Origin of the sequence: Streptomyces canus (assembly GCF_030816965.1) — a bacterium.
Classification (GTDB): Bacteria; Actinomycetota; Actinomycetes; order Streptomycetales; family Streptomycetaceae; genus Streptomyces; species Streptomyces canus_E.
This window is the reverse complement of sequence record NZ_JAUSYQ010000002.1, coordinates 3,125,704-3,142,999: the sequence shown is the minus strand read 5'-3', so window position 1 is coordinate 3,142,999 and position 17,296 is coordinate 3,125,704. Positions and strand designations below refer to the sequence as shown.

Genomic DNA, 17,296 nt, shown 5'->3' with positions numbered 1-17,296 from the left:
GAGTGATCCGGCACGGAGTGCCTAGGGGAGGGTAACGACAGTGGCGGCGTAGACGAGACCCGCCCCGAATCCGATGACGAGCGCGGTGTCGCCGCTCTTCGCCTCGCCGGTCGCCAAAAGCCGCTCCATGGCGAGCGGGATCGAGGCGGCCGAGGTGTTGCCGGTGGTGCGCACGTCACGCGCGACCGTGACGGACTGCGGCAGCTTGAGAGTCTTCACCATCGAGTCGATGATCCGCTCGTTGGCCTGGTGGGGAATGAAGACGTCCAGGTCGTCCGAGCTGATCCCGGCCGCGTCCAGCGCCTGCTGGGCGACCTTCGCCATCTCGAACACGGCCCAGCGGAACACCGCCTGGCCTTCCTGCGTGATCGCAGGGAACTTGCCCGTGGAGTCGTACTCGGTCCACGGCACGGTCTGCTTGATCGTCTCGGACTTGTCGCCCTCGGAGCCCCAGACGGTGGGGCCGATGGCCGGCTCCTGGGAGGGGCCCACGACGACCGCGCCGGCACCGTCGCCGAACAGGAAGGCCGTGGCGCGGTCCTCCAGGTCGGTCAGGTCGGACAGCCGCTCGACACCGATGACGAGTACGTACTTTGCCGAGCCCTCGACGATCATGCCCTTGGCGAGGGTGAGGCCGTACCCGAAGCCCGCGCAGCCCGCCGAGATGTCGAAGGCGGCGGCCTTGTTCGTGCCCAGCTTGTCGGCGATCTCCGTCGCCACGGCCGGGGTCTGCTTGAAGTGCGAGACGGTCGAGACGATCACGCCGCCGATCTGCTCGGCGGAGATCCCGGCGTCGGCGATCGCCTTGCCGGACGCCTCGATCGACATGGCGGCGACGGTCTCCTCGGCGTTCGCCCAGTGCCGGGTCTCGATGCCGGAGCGCGAGCGGATCCACTCGTCGGACGAGTCGATCGTCTCGAGGATCACCTCGTTCGGCACGACCCGGATCGGGCGGTAGCCGCCGACACCGAGGATGCGCGCGTACGGGGCGCCCTTGCTGGGCTTGATCTTCGACATGCTCTCGTGCTCCTTCTCAGGCACTGTGCTCGGCGATGAGCTCGCGAGCAGCGTCGAGGTCCTCGGGGGTCTTCAGTGCCAGCGTCCTGACGCCGGGCAGCGCGCGCTTGGCGAGGCCGACCAGCGTGCCGCCGGGGGAGACCTCGATGAACGCGGTGGCGCCGAGCTGCTGGAACGTCTCCATGCACAGGTCCCAGCGCACCGGGTTGGCGACCTGCCCGACCAGTCGCTCCAGCACCTCGGCGCCGGTGGCGACGGCCTGGCCGTCCTTGTTGGAGACGTAGGTGACCGTCGGGTCGGCCGGCGTCAGGTCGGCGGCGGCCTTGGCGAGCGCGTCGACCGCGGGGGCCATGTGGTGCGTGTGGAAGGCGCCGGCGACCTTGAGCGGGACGACCTTGCGGACGCCCTCGGGCTTGTCGTCGTTCAGGACGGCGAGCTGCTCCAGCGTGCCCGCGGCGACGATCTGCCCCGCGCCGTTGACGTTCGCCGGGGTCAGACCCAGCTTCTCCAGGTGCGCGACGGAGACCTCGGGGTCGCCACCGAGCAGCGCCGACATGCCCGTCTCGGTGATCGCGGCGGCGTCGGCCATGGCCAGACCCCGCCTGCGTACGAGGGTGAGCGCGGCGGTGTCGTCCAGAACCCCCGCGAAGGCGGCGGCGGTGATCTCACCGACACTGTGCCCGGCGACCGCGCCGGGGGCGATGTCGGTGATGGCACCGAGTGCCGAGGCGGACAGTATCCCGGCCGCGACCAGCAGCGGCTGGGCCACCGCGGTGTCACGGATGGCGTCCGCGTCGGCCTGTGTGCCGTAGTGGGCAAGGTCCAGGCCGATGGCGTCGGACCACGCGGCGACGCGGTCCGCGGCACCGGGGAGTTCGAGCCAGGGGGTCAGGAAGCCGGGCGTCTGGGCGCCCTGGCCGGGAGCGACGAGTACGAGCACTCTCACACTCTCTCTTGAGGGCGGCCCAAGCCGCCCGTGGGGACAGGGACGAAGAACATGGAGGGGTTTTGTGGATCCCCGACAAAAGCCTAGGGCTGGGGATCTCCGTCGGCCAGACGCCCCAGGATGAGCGCGATCCGCAACGTGAACGCCGAACGTACATCAGAGGGCGACCAGCCGGTGACGTCAGTCACACGTCGAAGCCGGTAGCGCACGGTGTTGGGATGCACGAAGAGCATCCGGGCCGCGCCCTCCAGACTGGACGCCTGTTCGAGGTAGACGGAGAGAGTCTCCAGGAGCGCGGAACCGGCCTCCTCCAGCGGTCTGTAGATCTCCTCCACCAATTGCTGGCGCGCACTGGGATCCCCGGCCATCGCGCGTTCCGGAAGCAGGTCGTCCGCCAGGACCGGGCGCGGGGCGTCCTGCCAGGCGGAACACGCCTTGAGCCCCGCGGCGGCGGCCTGCGCGGACCGGGTGGCGGCGAGCAGATCGGGTACGACGGGCCCCGCGACCACAGGTCCGGCCGCATAGGGCCCGATCAGCGACTTGGCCACGGCAAGGGGGTTGTCACTGCCACCCGCGATGACGACCAGCCGGGAGCCGAGCACCCCGGTCAGCACCTGGAGCTTGGCGTGCCGGGCGGCCCGCCGGATGGCCTCGACGGTCAGCTCGGAGTCACCGTCGGGAGCGGTGCCGAGGAGGACGCACACATGCTCGGGAGCATTCCAGCCCAGCGCGGCGGCCCTGCTCACGGCCCCTTCGTCGGCCTCACCGCTCAGCACGGCGTTCACGACCAGGGACTCCAGCCGGGCGTCCCAGGCACCGCGTGCCTCGGCGGCCTGAGCGTAGACCTGGGCGGTGGCGAAGGCGATCTCGCGGGCGTACACGAGCAGGGCCTCACGCAGCACGGACTCGTCACCGGGGGCGGCGACCTCGTCGATCGCGCTCTCCATGACCTCGATGGTGGTGCGCACCATCTCCACGGTCTGCCGGAGCGTGATGGCCCGCGTCAGCTCACGGGGAGCGGTCCCGAACACGTCGGTGGAGATGGCCTGCGGGGCGTCGGGATGCCGGAACCACTCGGTGAAGGCCGCGATGCCGGCCTGGGCGACCAGCCCGATCCAGGAACGGTTCTCCGGGGGCATGGCCCGGTACCACGGCAGCGTCTCGTCCATGCGCGCGATGGCCTGCTGCGCGAGAGACCCGGACGACTTCTCCAGCCGCTTCAGGGTCGCGACATGGGCGTGGACGCCGGGCGCGTCGGGGTCGGACTTGCGGTGTTCGGGTTCGGGCACGGGGACAAGACTGCCTTATCCGGACGTCAACGCGCGCCGCCGGGTACCGACTGCGGCCCACCCGGGGACTACCGTGGTCCCGTGACGGACGTACGGCGCGCGACGGAGCGCTACCCAGGCGGGGACCCGGGGACCGGGATCGAGTCGTGGCACGCCTTCTCGTTCGGGCCGCACTACGACCCCGACAACCTCCGCTTCGGCGCGCTGATCGCCTGCAACGAGGAGCGGCTCGTGCCCGGCGCCGGGTTCGACGAGCATCCGCACAGCCACACCGAGATCGTGACGTGGGTGGTCGAGGGGGAGCTGACGCACCGGGACTCGACGGGGCACGAGACGGTCGTACGCGCCGGTGACGTCCAGCGGCTCAGCGCCGCGGCCGGCGTCCGGCACGTCGAGCGCAATGACGCCGAGACCCCGCTGACCTTCGTGCAGACCTGGCTGGCGCCCCTGGAGCCGGGCGGTGAGCCGTCGTACGAGATCGTCCGAGGGATCGCCGACTCGACGCCGTACGCCGTCCCGGAGGCGGGCGCGATGCTCCACGTGCGGCGGCTGGCCGCGGGGGAGCGGACCGCGGTGCCGGACGGGCCGTATCTGTACGTCCATGTCGTGCGGGGCGAAGTGCGGCTGGACGGCGACGATATGGGGCCGGGCGACGCGGCCCGGGTCACCGACGCCAAGGAGCTGGACGTGGTGGCGGCGACCCCGGCCGAGCTGCTGGTGTGGGAGATGTCCTAGAACTCGGCCAGGACGGCGTCGGTGAACGCCGGCCACGCCTCGACCGCCCACGGTCCGAACGCGCGGTCCGTCAACGCCACACAGGCCGCCCCCGCGTCCGGGTCGATCCACAGGAACGTGCCGGACTGGCCGAAGTGCCCGAAGGTGCGCGGCGAGGACGAAGAGCCCGTCCAGTGGGGGGACTTGCCGTCGCGGATCTCGAAGCCGAGGCCCCAGTCGTTGGGGTTCTGGTGCCCGTAGCCGGGGAGCACGCCCTTGGTGCCCGGGTACTGGACCGTCATCGCCTCCGCGACCGTGCGCGGGTCCAGCAGCCGTGGCGCCTGCACCTCCGCCGCGAACCGGAGAAGATCCTCGACCGTCGACACGCCGTCCTTCGCGGGGGAGCCCTCCAGGGACGTCGACGCCATGCCCAGCGGCTCCAGCACCGCCTGCCGCAGATACTCCGCGAACGGAATGTCCGTCGCCTTGGCGACATGGTCGCCGAGCTGCTCGAAACCCGCGTTCGAGTACAGCCGCCGCTCCCCGGGATCAGCCGTCACCCGGTGCTCGTCGAAGGCCAGCCCCGAGGTGTGCGCGAGAAGGTGACGCACCGTCGATCCGCTCGGCCCGGCCGGCTCGTCCAGCTCGATCGCCCCCTCCTCGTACGCGACCAGGACGGCGTACGCGGCGAGCGGCTTGGTGACCGAGGCCAGCGGGAAGCGCCGGTCGACAGGACCGTGGGCACCGAGGACCGTGCCGTCGCCGCGCACCACCCCCGCCGCAGCGGTGGGAACCGGCCAGTTTTCGATCAACGCGAGGCTCTGCAAGGACATGCCGTCGAGACTAAGCCGCTCAGAGCTTGAGAATCATCGTGGGGTCCGGCTTGTGGACGAAGCCGAGGGAGACGTAGAGCGGCTCGGCCTCCGGGGACGCGGTCAGCATGACCTGACCGGCGCCCCGCTCACGGAACCACGCCAGCAGTTCGTCCATGCACGCGCGCGCGTAGCCGCGCCGACGCGCGTCCGGGTCGGTGGCGACGCTGAAGACGTACCCGGCCACGCCGTGCGGATTGACCGCCTTCCCGATCCGGTAGTCGACCGTCCCGACCACCAGTGCCGCCAGCGTCCCCGGCCGGTCCGGGTGGTCGACGACGAAGGCCGCGAAGTCCCCGTCGGCCTCGGCCAGCCTCCCCCGCAGCGACGGCAGCGCCTCCGTGTGCCACGCTGTGGAGCCGTCCCCGCCCGGCAGCGCGTCGATCATCACCTGGCGCAGCCGCAGTACTTCTTCGGCGTCCTCGGTCGTGGCACGGCGTACGAGACTCATGCACCGCACGTTAGCGATCGCACCCGAGAGCCGTCCCGCCGATTTCTTACCGGTTCCGCTTGCTTAGAGTGCACTCCAAGGCCATAGCGTTGGGGTCATGACGGTGATGGAGACCACAGGTACCAGGACCGACAGCTGCGCGGCTCCGCCGCACCCCCACCGGCGCCCGGCGGGACAGGACAGCTACACGATCAGCGAGGTCGTCGACTTCACCGGCCTGACCGCGCACACCCTGCGTTGGTACGAGCGCATCGGGCTGATGCCGCACATCGACCGCTCGCACACCGGCCAGCGTCGCTACAGCAACCGCGACCTCGACTGGCTCGACCTCGTCGGCAAGCTCCGGCTCACCGGCATGCCGGTCGCCGACATGGTGCGCTACGCGGAACTGGTGCGGGAGGGCGACCACACGTTCACCGAACGGTTCGAGCTCCTGGAGACGACCCGCCGGGATGTTCTGTCCCGGATCGCGGAGCTCCAGGACACGCTCGCCGTGCTCGACCGGAAGATCAGCTTCTACGCCGATGCCGGTCGCACCTATGAAACGGAGAAGGCAGGATGACGGACAGCACGATCCCGACCGCACGGCTCGGCGACACCGGTCCCGAGGTCGGCGCCCAGGGACTCGGCTGCATGGGCATGAGTTTCGCGTACGGCCCCACGGACGCGAAGGAGTCCCGGGCCACCCTGGAGCGGGCCCTGGAACTCGGCATCACGCTCTACGACACGGCGGACGCCTACGGCAACGGGGAGAACGAGAAGTTCCTGTCCCCGTTCTTCAAGGCCCACCGCGACGAGGTCGTGATCGCCACCAAGTTCGCCCTGTCGATCCCTCCGGAGGACCCGACCCGGCGGATCATCCGCAACGACCCGCCGTACATCCGCCAGGCCGTCGAGGCGAGCCTGAAGCGCCTCGACGTCGACGCGATCGACCTCTACTACATGCACCGGCGCGATGTGCACGTGCCGATCGTGGAGTCCGTCGGCACCATGGCCGAGCTGGTGCGCGAGGGCAAGGTCAAGCACCTGGGCCTGAGCGAGGTCACCGCCGCGGAGCTGCGTGCGGCGCAGGCGGTGCACCCCATCGCCGCCGTGCAGTCGGAGTGGTCCCTGTTCAGCCGTGACATCGAGGCCAAGGTGGTCCCGGCGGCCCGCGAGCTGGGCGTGGCGCTCGTGCCGTACTCGCCGCTCGGCCGTGGCTTCCTCACGGGGTCCTTCACCAACGCCGACAAGGACCTCACCGCCGACGACTTCCGCCGCCAGCAGCCCCGCTTCACGGGCGAGAACGCGGCGGCGAACGCGGCCCTGCTGGAGCCGATCCGTACCGTCGCCGAGGCCCACGGCGTCTCCCTGGGCCAGATCGCCCTGGCCTGGGTCCAGCAACAGACGACGGTGCACGACCTCCCGGTGATCCCGATCCCGGGCACCCGTAAGCCCGCCAGGGTGGAGGAGAACGCGGCGGCGACGGGCATCGAGCTCACCAAGGAGGAGCTGGAGCTCCTGGAGCCGATCGCGGCACAGGTGGCGGGCGACCGGTACGCGGACATGCGGTTCTCGTCCGCGGGCCGGGAGTGAGCTAGAGCTCCGCCAGCAACTCCGCCTTCTTCACGGAGAACTCCTCGTCGGTGACCAGGCCTGCCTGGTGCAGTTCTCCGAGGTGGCGGATGCGCTCGGCGATGTCGGCGGGGTCCCGGCGCGGTGCGGTCACGGCCGGGACCGCCGCCGCGGGCCCTCGTTGGCGTACGGCCGCCAGGACCGCCGCCGCGAACGGCAGCGACTCATGGACCGGCCCGTACCCGAGCCCGAACACCACCGCCGCCGGATCCTGATCCGCCTGCACCGGCCCCGGCTCCCCGCGCAGCAGCCGCAGATGCCCCTCGAAGACCTCCGGCGACCGCCACTCCACCCCGGTCAGCTCGGACACCGGGAAACTCTGGTCGCCGGCTTTCCACTTCGCCGAGGACGCTCCCGTCCAGAACCACCGGAAGTGCACGGTACGGCCGTCGAAGGACGCCTTCCCGTCGTACGCCTTGAACTGCAACGGCACCTCGGGCGCCGGCACGAGGAATCGTTCGGCCGGCTCGTCGTCCTCCTTCAGGAGCGTGCGCAACTCGTCCGCGTAGTACTCGGCGAGCGTCTCCTTGTCGCCCGGCAGCACCAGCCGGTACGGATCGCACCCTTCCTTCAGCTGCCCCGCCGCCGCCTCCATGAGCGGATCCGCCCCCGGTCGCGGCTCGGCGTGCAACACCACCGTGCCCCGCTTGCCGGGAGTCAGCGTCACCCCGGAGATCGCCTCCAGGGGGATGCGCCGCTCTCCCAGCGCCTGGAAGAGCTTCGGTGTTCGAATCCCCCGTTCGTAGCGGATGAGCACGGAGTCGGACTCGAACTCCCAGGCGGCATGAAATCCGGCCAGTACGTCACCCATGCGGGTCATCGTATTCGGCACGAGCTCCTTCGTCCCCTCCTCGCGCAGACCGCACTTCCTGCAGTCTCTACGCGCGTCCGGCCGTGGCCGTGCCGGACAAACCGGCGCGGCAGGCTTCGTCCTCGTGGGCGCAGTACACCGAGCGGTATGCGCCAATGCCGATCTCGGCGAAGTTGAGCAGGCTCTCCGTTCCGGGCTCGAAGTAACCGGCGTGACCGTCCGCACCTCGCGCGGACAGCACACGCGCGCCGAACGCGGAGGACACCGGGTCGGCGCCGTGGCCGAGCCCGCCGACCTCCATGTACGGCACGTCCTGGATCCAGTCGTCGGCGTCCCGCATCGCCCACACATGCGCGGTGGTGCGCAGATGGGAGGCGTTGGCGACCCGCATCCCGGGGCTGCCGGCCACCGCGATGTCGGCCACCCGGTCGGGCAGCGTGTGCGCGGCCACCCCGCACACCACGGAGCCGTAGCTGTGGCAGAACAGGGAGACCGGCGAGCTGCCGGGCAGTGCGCGCACCAGCGCGTTCAGCCGGACGGCGCCGGTCTCGGCGCGCATCGCGGTGGCCGAGTCGATGCCGAGTCCGGCGGGTGCCGTGTAGTCGGCCCAGGCGATCACCGCCGTACGCGTGGCGGGGCTCGCCTCACGTTCGGCCTGGTAAAGGGCCTTGGCCATGCCGACCGGAGCGGAGTAACCGCGGCTGGTGCGCTGGAAGGTGAGCAGGTTGGTGTCGACGCCGGGCACGACGAGGGAGATCCGCTCCGCCGTGCCGAGATCGCCGAAGACCTCGGCGACCCGGCCGGAGCCCTCGGGGTCGAAGGCGAGGATGTGGCGCTCCGGGGCCGTCAGCGACTCGAAGCGGTGCATACGGCGGCCCGCCTCCTGCTGACCTGACGGCGTGAGCCGGGTGTCGTGCATGCGGGTGCGCTCGACGGCACGGGCCTGCAGGAGCGCGAGGCGGTTGGCCTGGTAGCGCAGCTTGACGGGGGCGCCGTTCATGTTGCCGACCGCGAGCGGGTAGCGCTGGGCGAGGCGGACCCGCTCCTGGGAGGTGAGCGACGCGAAGAAGCGCGTGAGCTGGGCGGGGGCGGTGTCGGGGTCGGGCAGCGGGTATCCGTGCAGGCGACCGTGCGCCCAGGACTCGAGCGAGGCCTGGAGCGGCGTGGCCTCCCTCTGGTTGCGCAGCGCGGTCCAGCCGGTGGTCGCCAGCATCACGAACACCACGGCCAGCGCGAGCAGTGCGCGCCAGACGTTGAGTTGCGGGGAGGTGTCGAAGGAAGTCACTGAAAGGACACACTAGGAGAACGGGACGGTCTCGGGTTAATCCAGTGACGGGGATCACGTTTTGGTGTAAGGGAACCACTTGCCGGTCAGCGCGGGACCGAGCAGTTCCAGGTGCGAGACCGTCAACGCGCGCATGGCCTCCAGACTGCACTCCCCGTCGGTCAGCCACTGCCGTTCCGTCACCCGCATCACACCGCTGAAGACGGCCACCAGCAGCCTGGGTCGCGGGTCGGTGGCCGCGTCGAGGCCCTCGCGTTCGGCGAGCACGCGCGTGAGCACCTCCTCGACCTCCGCCGAGCGCCGCAGATGGGCGGCGAGCAGGACGGGCGTCGACTCGATCACCTGGTACATGGCCAGGAACCGTGCCACCGGCACGACCGACTCGACGACCTCGTGCAGGGTGTCCCAGCCTTCCAGCACGGCCTGCCGCAGCGCCTCCAGCGGGGGTTCGTGCGACGGACGCGCGCGTACGGCGTCGACGAAGCGCGTCACCGTCATCTCGTCGAGCGCCAGCGCCGCATCCTCCTTGCCGGCGAAGTACCGGAAGAAGGTGCGCTGCGAGACCCCGACGGCGTCGGCGATGTCGTCGACGGTCGTCCGCTCGTAGCCCTCGGTGGTGAAGAGCTCGATGGCGACCCGCAGCAATGCCTCTCGGGTGCGCTGCTTCTTGCGTTCGCGGAGTGATTCCATTGATGTCAGTTACCGACTTGTGAACTGGTTTGTCAATTGTCAGTGGCTGTCATTAGCCTCGATCGCATGACTAGTCAGACGATCGACACGACGGGACCGGGGGACGGGGCGTCATCGGCCTCGTCGGATCAGCCGCCCGCCTCGGGGCTGCGCGGCCACCCTTGGCTCACCCTGCTGACCGTGGCCGTCGGGGTCATGATGGTGGCCCTCGACGGCACCATCGTGGCCATCGCCAACCCGGCCATCCAGGCCGACCTCAAGGCGAGCTTCGCGGACGTCCAGTGGATCACCAACGGCTACTTCCTCGCGCTGGCGGTCGCCCTGATCACCGCGGGCAAGCTCGGTGACCGCTTCGGCCACCGCCAGACCTTCCTGATCGGTGTCGTTGGCTTCGCCGCCGCCTCGGGTGCGATCGGTCTGTCCGGCAGCATCGCCGCGGTCGTCCTCTTCCGCGTCTTCCAGGGACTGTTCGGCGCCCTGCTGATGCCGGCCGCGCTCGGTCTGCTGCGGGCCACCTTCCCGGCCGAGAAGCTCAACATGGCCATCGGCATCTGGGGCATGGTCATCGGCGCCTCCACCGCCGGCGGCCCGATCCTCGGCGGTGTCCTGGTCGAACATGTCAACTGGCAGTCGGTGTTCTTCATCAACGTGCCGGTGGGTGTCCTCGCCCTCGTCCTCGGCGTGCTGATCCTGCTCGACCACCGCGCCGAGAACGCCCCGCGCTCCTTCGACATCCTGGGCATAGCCCTGCTGTCCGGCGCCATGTTCTGCCTGGTGTGGGCGCTCATCAAGGCCCCGACCTGGGGCTGGGGCGACGGACTGACCTGGACCTTCATCGCCGTGTCCCTCGTGGGATTCGTCCTGTTCGCCGTCTGGGAGACGAAGGTCAAGGAGCCGCTGATCCCACTCGCGCTGTTCCGCTCGGTGGCACTGTCGGCGGGTGTGGTCCTCATGGTCCTGATGGCGATCGCGTTCATGGGCGGCCTGTTCTTCGTGACCTTCTATCTGCAGAACGTGCACGGTATGAGCCCGATCGACGCCGGTCTCCACCTGCTCCCGCTCACCGGGATGATGATCGTGGGCTCCCCGCTCGCGGGCGCCATGATCACCAAGTTCGGCCCGCGGGTGCCCCTGGCCGGCGGCATGGCGTCCGTCGCGATCGCCATGTTCGGGATGTCGACGCTGGAGACGGACACCGGCAGCGCCGTGATGTCGCTCTGGTTCGCCCTGCTGGGTCTCGGCCTCGCGCCCGTGATGGTGGGCGCCACCGAGGTCATCGTGGGCAACGCGCCGATGGAGCTCTCCGGCGTGGCCGGCGGTCTCCAGCAGGCCGCGATGCAGATCGGCGGCAGCCTCGGTACGGCCGTCCTCGGCGCCGTGATGGCCTCCAAGGTGGACGGCGACCTCGCGGCCAACTGGAAGGACGCGGGTCTGCCGGCGCTCACGCCGACCCAGCTGGACCAGGCGTCCGAGGCGGTCCAGGTGGGCGTGGCCCCGGTCGCCAAGGGGACCCCGGAGGCGATCGTCGCGAAGATCACCGACGTCGCCCACGACACCTTCATCTCCGGCATGAGCCTGGCGTCCCTGGTCGCCGCCGGGGTCGCGGTGGTGGCGGTGTTCGTCGCCCTGCTCACCAAGCGCGGCGAGAACGCGGAGGCGGGCGCGGGCGTGGGCCACATCTGACGCCCGCCATCCGGGAACTGACGGGGCTTCAGTGTTCTTCGCCTATCAGGGTGAAGAGGCTAAAGATTTCTCGCCCTCGGTACGCGCCGCAGGTCACAGTGGGTCAAGTCCTCCGCACGGCATGGGAGGACGGACGGCGCTGCGGCGCGCTGCCGGAGGGGGGTGGCGCGCCGCAAGGCCGGAGGATTAACCGCTGCGCCGGGGGTACTCGCATCGTTGAACCCGAGACGAACCCAACCAATCAAGGGTGTCAGGGAGTTGATGATGGCGGGCTTCGGACACGGAACGCGCAGGTACCCCCGATCACGTGGCCGGACGTGGTCACGGACCGGGCCGGATCGCGCGACGCTCGGAATCATCGGAGTCATCTGCGCGATCGCCGGATTCTTCGTGCTGGGGATCATCCTCGGCCCCGTGGCGATCGTCTGCGGCTGGCTCGCCATGGGCCGCACCTGGTCGGGCGGCAACCGTGCCTGGCCTGCTCTGGTCGCCTTCGTACTGGGCGCCATCGACACGCTCCTGGCGATCATCTGGCTCGTCGGAGCGGCCACCCCGGGCAGCGGGTTGTTCTGACCCGGGGCGCGTGAGGGAAGGGCCCCCGGTGGGACGACCGGGGGCCCGCTCTCGCTCTGCCGATGCAGGTGCGCGGCGCTGAGAAGCATCGCCGGCGTCCGCGGGCGAGACGCCCCACGCTCGGGCGGCCTCGCGCGGCTCCGTGCTTCGGGCCGGTGGTCCGCGGCCGTGGTTGCGGTGGCCCAGGTCTGCGCGCTCGTTCACGCCGACCGGGGTTCGGACGTCGTGTCGTGGCGGTGGGGCAGCCCGTCGGGATGCGCCGGGACGATGTCGCGCGCTCGGGTGGTCTCAGGCGGCTCTGTGGTTCGGGGCGGTGGGCCGTGGCCGGGGTGGCGGGGAATCCCCGCCTGGATGTCCCCGGAGCGTGCCGGTCTGCCACGGCGACAACCCGGTGCCCCACCTGCGTCTGCGAGCCAGGGCCTCCGTCAGCCGCCGACGGATGTCTTCCGCAGGGCCTGGACCTCCGCGCGCAGTGCCCGTACTTCCTCCGTCAGGGCCTGGATCGCCTCCGTCTGCCGGCGTTCCTCCACGTCGTCCTTCTCGAACCGCTCGATGAACCAGGCGGCGATGTTCGCGGTCACCACACCCAGCAGGGCGATCCCGGAGAGCATCAGCCCGACCGCGACCATCCGGCCCAGTCCGGTGGTCGGGGCGTGGTCGCCGTAGCCCACGGTCGTCATGGTCGTGAAGGACCACCACACCGCGTCACCCAACGTGCGGATGTTCCCGTTCGGCGCGTCCCGTTCCACCGACAGCACCGCCAGCGACCCGAACATCAGCAGCCCCACGACCGCCCCGGCCACATACGTCGTCACCCGGATCTGCGAGGCCATCCGCGCCCGCTGCCCCACCAGCAGCAGGGTGGAGACGAGGCGCAGCAGCCGCAGCGGCTGTATGAGCGGCAGCACCACGGCACACAGGTCCATCCAGTGCTGCCGTACGAATCCGCGCCGGTCCCGCGAGAGCGACAACCGCACGAGGTAGTCGACGGCGAAGACCCCCCACACCACCCACTCGACCGCCGTGCACACCGCCGTCAACGACCGTCCCGCCGAGGCGTCCACGATCGGCACGGCATAGGCGACGGCGAACAGCACCGCGAGCGCCAGTAGGGGCCGCTGGGTGTGCTGTTCCCAACGGACCTGCGCCGACTGTTCCTTCATGACCGCATCGTAAGGAAACGGTGAAGGGCGGTGGAGCCGCAGCTCCACCGCCCTTCACCCGTTCCGGCCGAGCGCAGCGGTTACGCGTCGCCGCCCGCGGCCCCCGGGTCCGCCGCCGAGACGTCCAGCAGCTGGTACCGGTCGATCGCCTGCTTCAGCACCGAACGGTCCACCTTCCCCTCCCGCGCCAGCTCCGTCAGCACACCCACCACGATCGACTGGGCGTCGATGTGGAAGAACCGCCGCGCCGCACCCCGGGTGTCCGCGAAGCCGAACCCGTCCGCTCCCAGCGACTGGTACGTGCCCGGTACCCACCGCGCGATCTGGTCGGGAACCGCGCGCATCCAGTCGGACACCGCCACGAACGGCCCCTGCGCCCCGGCCAGCTTCCGCGTCACGTACGGCACCCGCTGCTCCTCCTCCGGGTGCAGCAGGTTGTGCTCCTCGCAGGCCACGGCCTCGCGCCGCAGTTCGTTCCAGGAGGTGGCCGACCAGACGTCCGCCTTGACGTTCCAGTCCTCGGCGAGGAGCTTCTGCGCCTCGACCGCCCAGGGCACGGCCACACCCGACGCCATGATCTGCGCCGGAATCGACCCCGAGGTGGCCTCGGAGAAGCGGTAGACGCCCTTGAGGATGCCCTCGACGTCGACGTTCTCCGGCTCGGCCGGGTGCTGGATGGGCTCGTTGTAGACGGTGAGGTAGTAGAAGACGTCCTCGCTGTCCGGGCCGTACATCCGGCGCAGACCGTCCTGCACGATGTGCGCGATCTCGAACCCGAACGCCGGGTCGTACGCCACACAGCCCGGGTTGGTCGAGGCGAGCAGCTGCGAGTGCCCGTCCGCGTGCTGCAGCCCCTCACCGGTCAGAGTCGTACGGCCCGCGGTCGCACCCAGCACGAAACCGCGCGCCAGCTGGTCCGACATCTGCCAGAACTGGTCACCGGTGCGCTGGAAACCGAACATCGAGTAGAAGACGTACACCGGGATCAGCGGCTCGCCGTGCGTGGCGTACGCCGAACCCGCCGCGATCAGCGACGCCGTGCAGCCCGCCTCCGAGATGCCGTCGTGCAGCATCTGCCCGGTCGGGGACTCCTTGTACGCGAGCAGCAGTTCACGGTCGACCGACTCGTACTGCTGCCCGAGCGGGTTGTAGATCTTCGCGCTCGGGAAGAACGAGTCCATGCCGAAGGTGCGGTACTCGTCCGGCGCGATCAGCACGAACCGCTTGCCGAGTTCCTTGTCCCGCATGAGGTCCTTGAGCAGTCGTACGAACGCCATGGTCGTGGCGATCGACTGCTGACCCGAGCCCTTCTTCACGGTCGCGTACGTCTTGTCGTCCGGCAGCGCGAGCGGCTTGGAGCGCACGACTCGCGTGGGGACGTAACCGCCGAGACCCAGCCGGCGGTCGTGCATGTACTGGATCTCCTCCGAGTCCCGGCCCGGGTGGTAGTAGGGCGGCGGGCCCGACTCCAGCTCCTTGTCGGAGATCGGCAGGTGCAGCCGGTCGCGGAAGCCCTTGAGGTCGGCGACCGTCAGCTTCTTCATCTGGTGCGTGGCGTTGCGGCCCTCGAAGTTGGGTCCCAGCGTCCAGCCCTTGACGGTCTTGGCGAGGATGACCGTCGGCTGGCCCTTGTGCTCGACGGCCGCCTTGAACGCCGCGTAGATCTTCTTGTGGTCGTGACCGCCGCGGCCCAGGTGCAGGATCTGGTCGTCGGTCATGCCCTCGACCATCGCGCGCAGGCGCTGGTCGTCGCCGAAGAAGTGATCGCGGATGTAGGCGCCGGACTCGGTGGCGTAGGTCTGGAACTGGCCGTCCGGGGTGGTGTTCATCCGGTTGACGAGGATGCCGTCGCGGTCCTGCGCGAGCAGCGGGTCCCAGGTGCGGTCCCAGATCAGCTTGATCACGTTCCAGCCGGCGCCCCGGAAGACCGACTCCAGCTCCTGGATGACCTTGCCGTTGCCGCGCACCGGGCCGTCGAGGCGCTGGAGGTTGCAGTTGACGACGAAGGTCAGGTTGTCCAGGCCCTCGCGCGCGGCGATGGTCAGTTGGCCGAGCGACTCCGGCTCGTCCATCTCACCGTCGCCGAGGAACGCCCAGACATGGGACTTGGACGTGTCGGCGATCTCGCGCGCCTGCATGTAACGGTTCATCCGCGCCTGGTAGATCGCGCCGATCGGGCCGAGGCCCATCGACACGGTCGGGAACTCCCAGAAGTCCGGCATCAGCCGCGGGTGCGGGTACGAGGACAGGCCGTGCGGGGCCTTCGACTTCTCCTGGCGGAACCCGTCGAGGTTGTCCTCGGTGAGGCGGTCCAGCAGGAACGCGCGCGCGTAGATGCCCGGGGAGGCGTGGCCCTGGAAGAAGACCTGGTCGCCGCCGTCGCCCTCGTCCTTGCCACGGAAGAAGTGGTTGAAGCCGACGTCGTAGAGGGACGCGGAGGAGGCGAAGGTGGCGATGTGGCCGCCGACGCCGATACCGGGACGCTGGGCACGCGAGACCATCACGGCCGCGTTCCACCGGGTGGCGTTCAGGATCTTCCGCTCGATCTCCTCATTGCCCGGGAAGAACGGCTCCGCCCTGGTGGGGATCGTGTTGACGTAGTCCGTGCTGCGCATCTCCGGCACGGCCACGCGCTTCTCGCGGGCCCGCTCGATGAGCCGCAGCATCAGATAGCGGGCTCGCTCCCGGCCGCGCTGGTCCACGGCGGCGTCGAGGGAGTCGAGCCACTCCTGGGTTTCCTCGGGATCGAAGTCAGGAACCTGACTCGGAAGGCCGCCAATGATGATCGGGTTGCGATCGGATCCGGAAGCCACGCTGTTCCTTACCTGTCAGAGGGCCGTATTTCTGTATGTCTGCACCGCTCCCCATCGTGTACCTCGGGGGGCCAAACGTCATCTCTACTCCGTGGTAACCCGGGGTTCCTCGCCCGGGTATGGTTCCCAAACACGCAAAGAGGGCAGAAAGGTGTGGCATGTGTCACGACGCGACCGCGATGATGTGCCTTAAGTTGCGTCGACACGTTCCGGAACGTCACCGTTTCGGCGGTCTGAAACGCCGGGTACTTGCGCGATCCGTCCCGCCCGTGTGGACTACGGCCAATGCTTCGCGCACGCGCGTGGCTGAGACAATCATCAAGACATGATCAGGAGGCAACCCGTGAGCGCGACCGCGGACCACGCGGAGACGAGCCCTGCCGTGAGGCTGGGGTTCCAGCCCGAGCAGGTGGTCCAGGAGATCGGCTACGACGACGACGTAGACCAGGAACTCCGCGAGGCCATCGAGCAAGTCATCGGCAGCGACCTTGTGGACGAGGATTACGACGACGTCGCCGATGCCGTGGTGCTCTGGTTCCGTGACGAGGACGGCGACCTGACCGATGTGCTGGTGGACGCCACCACGTACATCGAGGAGGGCGGCTCGATCCTGCTGCTGACGCCGAAGACCGGCCGGGACGGCTACGTGGAGCCGAGCGACATCTCCGAAGCCGCGACGACGGCAGGCCTGTCCGCCTCCAAGAGCGTCAGTGTGGGCAAGGACTGGAGCGGCAGCCGGCTGGTGACGCCCAAGGCGGCCAAGTCCAAGAAGTAGCCCTGTGGGACCGGACGGGCCGGCGTGACCGGCCCGTCCGCATACCCGTGATGATCGCTGCGTAGGGTGGCTGCGTCACTCGAACAGCCTCCCGAAGGGACATCCACGCGATGGCGATCCAGGTCGGCGAAAAGGCCCCCGACTTCGAGCTCAAGGACAACCACGGCCGGGCCGTGAAGCTGTCCGACTTCCGCGGCAGCAAGAACGTCGTGCTGCTCTTCTACCCCTTCGCCTTCACCGGCGTGTGCACCGGTGAGCTGTGCGAACTGCGTGACAACCTGCCGCAGTTCTCCGACCGCGACACCCAGCTGCTCGCCGTCTCCAACGACTCCATCCACACCCTGCGCGTCTTCGCCGAGCAGGAGAGCCTGGAGTATCCGCTGCTGAGCGACTTCTGGCCGCACGGCGAGGTCTCCCGCGCCTACGGTGTCTTCGCCGAGGACAAGGGCTGCGCGGTGCGCGGCACCTTCGTCATCGACAAGGAGGGCGTGGTCCGCTGGACCGTCGTCAACGCCCTGCCGGACGCCCGTGACCTGAACGAGTACGTCAAGGCGCTCGACACCCTGTGATTGTCCGCCTCCAGGGACTGCGTGGTTCGGG

General features: G+C 69.7%; 17 protein-coding genes. 7 read left to right on the top strand and 10 right to left on the bottom strand.

Annotation, left to right across the window (positions count from 1 at the left end):
* Window positions 1-21: 21 nt before the first annotated feature.
* The 3 genes from QF027_RS15430 to QF027_RS15420 form a co-directional block, all read right to left on the bottom strand.
* Window positions 22-1,017 carry a ketoacyl-ACP synthase III gene (locus QF027_RS15430; RefSeq protein ID WP_306981934.1) on the bottom strand — a complete coding sequence of 332 codons (996 nt, stop codon included), beginning with the start codon at window positions 1,015-1,017 and terminating at the stop codon, window positions 22-24.
* A 16-nt stretch (window positions 1,018-1,033) separates the two neighbouring features.
* Window positions 1,034-1,957: an ACP S-malonyltransferase gene (locus tag QF027_RS15425; RefSeq protein WP_306981935.1), complete on the bottom strand. Its 924-nt coding sequence runs from the start codon at window positions 1,955-1,957 to the stop codon at window positions 1,034-1,036.
* 89 nt (window positions 1,958-2,046) lie between these two features.
* Complete coding sequence (locus QF027_RS15420; protein WP_306981937.1) at window positions 2,047-3,252, bottom strand: PucR family transcriptional regulator; 1,206 nt, start codon at window positions 3,250-3,252, stop codon at window positions 2,047-2,049.
* Between the two features lie 81 nt (window positions 3,253-3,333).
* Between QF027_RS15420 and QF027_RS15415 the strand changes: the two genes are divergently transcribed.
* Window positions 3,334-3,987 carry a pirin family protein gene (locus tag QF027_RS15415; protein ID WP_307075113.1) on the top strand — a complete coding sequence of 218 codons (654 nt, stop codon included), beginning with the start codon at window positions 3,334-3,336 and terminating at the stop codon, window positions 3,985-3,987.
* Here the strand turns inward: QF027_RS15415 and QF027_RS15410 are convergent.
* Window positions 3,984-4,799, bottom strand: a complete 816-nt coding sequence (locus QF027_RS15410; protein ID WP_307075111.1) for a serine hydrolase domain-containing protein — start codon at window positions 4,797-4,799, stop codon at window positions 3,984-3,986. The genes QF027_RS15415 and QF027_RS15410 overlap by 4 nt on opposite strands.
* 19 nt (window positions 4,800-4,818) lie before the next feature.
* Complete coding sequence (locus tag QF027_RS15405) at window positions 4,819-5,289, bottom strand: GNAT family N-acetyltransferase (RefSeq protein ID WP_307075109.1); 471 nt, start codon at window positions 5,287-5,289, stop codon at window positions 4,819-4,821.
* A 97-nt stretch (window positions 5,290-5,386) separates the two neighbouring features.
* Here QF027_RS15405 and QF027_RS15400 point away from each other — a divergent pair, with 97 nt between their 5' ends.
* Together QF027_RS15400 and QF027_RS15395 are read left to right on the top strand one after the other, a co-directional pair.
* Window positions 5,387-5,851 (top strand): MerR family transcriptional regulator, encoded by a 465-nt coding sequence (locus QF027_RS15400; protein WP_057615289.1) that lies wholly within the window; start codon window positions 5,387-5,389, stop codon window positions 5,849-5,851.
* Window positions 5,848-6,864: an aldo/keto reductase gene (locus QF027_RS15395; RefSeq protein WP_307075107.1), complete on the top strand. Its 1,017-nt coding sequence runs from the start codon at window positions 5,848-5,850 to the stop codon at window positions 6,862-6,864. The genes QF027_RS15400 and QF027_RS15395 overlap by 4 nt, the downstream gene beginning before the upstream one ends.
* A gap of 1 nt (window position 6,865) precedes the next feature.
* On the opposite strand, the gene QF027_RS15390 is transcribed toward QF027_RS15395, so the two are convergent.
* From QF027_RS15390 to QF027_RS15380, 3 genes are read right to left on the bottom strand one after another with little or no spacing between them, the layout of a single operon-like run.
* Entirely contained in the window at window positions 6,866-7,723 is an 858-nt protein-coding gene (locus QF027_RS15390) for a DUF4429 domain-containing protein (RefSeq protein WP_306986705.1), read from the bottom strand.
* A 58-nt stretch (window positions 7,724-7,781) separates the two neighbouring features.
* Window positions 7,782-8,999: an alpha/beta hydrolase gene (locus tag QF027_RS15385; protein ID WP_306981948.1), complete on the bottom strand. Its 1,218-nt coding sequence runs from the start codon at window positions 8,997-8,999 to the stop codon at window positions 7,782-7,784.
* A 54-nt stretch (window positions 9,000-9,053) separates the two neighbouring features.
* The gene (locus QF027_RS15380) at window positions 9,054-9,689 is read right to left on the bottom strand and encodes a TetR family transcriptional regulator (RefSeq protein ID WP_306981950.1); all 636 of its coding nucleotides are present in this window, start codon (window positions 9,687-9,689) and stop codon (window positions 9,054-9,056) included.
* A gap of 66 nt (window positions 9,690-9,755) precedes the next feature.
* On the opposite strand from QF027_RS15380, the gene QF027_RS15375 reads away from it, so the two are divergent.
* Both QF027_RS15375 and QF027_RS15370 read left to right on the top strand, forming a co-directional pair.
* Window positions 9,756-11,372: an MFS transporter gene (locus QF027_RS15375; protein ID WP_307075105.1), complete on the top strand. Its 1,617-nt coding sequence runs from the start codon at window positions 9,756-9,758 to the stop codon at window positions 11,370-11,372.
* A 261-nt stretch (window positions 11,373-11,633) separates the two neighbouring features.
* Window positions 11,634-11,945 (top strand): hypothetical protein, encoded by a 312-nt coding sequence (locus QF027_RS15370; RefSeq protein WP_057615275.1) that lies wholly within the window; start codon window positions 11,634-11,636, stop codon window positions 11,943-11,945.
* A 425-nt stretch (window positions 11,946-12,370) separates the two neighbouring features.
* On the opposite strand, the gene QF027_RS15365 is transcribed toward QF027_RS15370, so the two are convergent.
* The gene (locus QF027_RS15365) at window positions 12,371-13,108 is read right to left on the bottom strand and encodes a potassium channel family protein (protein WP_307075104.1); all 738 of its coding nucleotides are present in this window, start codon (window positions 13,106-13,108) and stop codon (window positions 12,371-12,373) included.
* A gap of 80 nt (window positions 13,109-13,188) precedes the next feature.
* Window positions 13,189-15,921, bottom strand: coding sequence for a pyruvate dehydrogenase (acetyl-transferring), homodimeric type (gene aceE / locus QF027_RS15360; protein ID WP_307075101.1), 2,733 nt, complete (start codon window positions 15,919-15,921; stop codon window positions 13,189-13,191).
* 343 nt (window positions 15,922-16,264) lie between these two features.
* Between aceE and QF027_RS15355 the strand changes: the two genes are divergently transcribed.
* Together QF027_RS15355 and QF027_RS15350 are read left to right on the top strand one after the other, a co-directional pair.
* Window positions 16,265-16,696: a DUF3052 domain-containing protein gene (locus QF027_RS15355; protein ID WP_020116104.1), complete on the top strand. Its 432-nt coding sequence runs from the start codon at window positions 16,265-16,267 to the stop codon at window positions 16,694-16,696.
* A 110-nt stretch (window positions 16,697-16,806) separates the two neighbouring features.
* Window positions 16,807-17,265: a peroxiredoxin gene (locus tag QF027_RS15350; RefSeq protein WP_306981961.1), complete on the top strand. Its 459-nt coding sequence runs from the start codon at window positions 16,807-16,809 to the stop codon at window positions 17,263-17,265.
* The last annotated feature ends 31 nt before the right edge of the window (window positions 17,266-17,296 follow it).

What these genes read in the sequence shown, in the direction of transcription:
- QF027_RS15395 (WP_307075107.1), top strand. Translation starts at nt 5,848, where the DNA reads ATGACGGACAGCACGATCCCGACCGCACGGCTCGGCGACACCGGTCCC.
- QF027_RS15350 (WP_306981961.1), top strand. Translation starts at nt 16,807, where the DNA reads ATGGCGATCCAGGTCGGCGAAAAGGCCCCCGACTTCGAGCTCAAGGAC.
- QF027_RS15365 (WP_307075104.1), bottom strand. Translation starts at nt 13,108, where the DNA reads ATGAAGGAACAGTCGGCGCAGGTCCGTTGGGAACAGCACACCCAGCGG.
- QF027_RS15375 (WP_307075105.1), top strand. Translation starts at nt 9,756, where the DNA reads ATGACTAGTCAGACGATCGACACGACGGGACCGGGGGACGGGGCGTCA.
- QF027_RS15430 (WP_306981934.1), bottom strand. Translation starts at nt 1,017, where the DNA reads ATGTCGAAGATCAAGCCCAGCAAGGGCGCCCCGTACGCGCGCATCCTC.
- QF027_RS15410 (WP_307075111.1), bottom strand. Translation starts at nt 4,799, where the DNA reads ATGTCCTTGCAGAGCCTCGCGTTGATCGAAAACTGGCCGGTTCCCACC.
- QF027_RS15405 (WP_307075109.1), bottom strand. Translation starts at nt 5,289, where the DNA reads ATGAGTCTCGTACGCCGTGCCACGACCGAGGACGCCGAAGAAGTACTG.
- QF027_RS15400 (WP_057615289.1), top strand. Translation starts at nt 5,387, where the DNA reads ATGACGGTGATGGAGACCACAGGTACCAGGACCGACAGCTGCGCGGCT.
- QF027_RS15370 (WP_057615275.1), top strand. Translation starts at nt 11,634, where the DNA reads ATGATGGCGGGCTTCGGACACGGAACGCGCAGGTACCCCCGATCACGT.
- QF027_RS15390 (WP_306986705.1), bottom strand. Translation starts at nt 7,723, where the DNA reads ATGACCCGCATGGGTGACGTACTGGCCGGATTTCATGCCGCCTGGGAG.
- QF027_RS15380 (WP_306981950.1), bottom strand. Translation starts at nt 9,689, where the DNA reads ATGGAATCACTCCGCGAACGCAAGAAGCAGCGCACCCGAGAGGCATTG.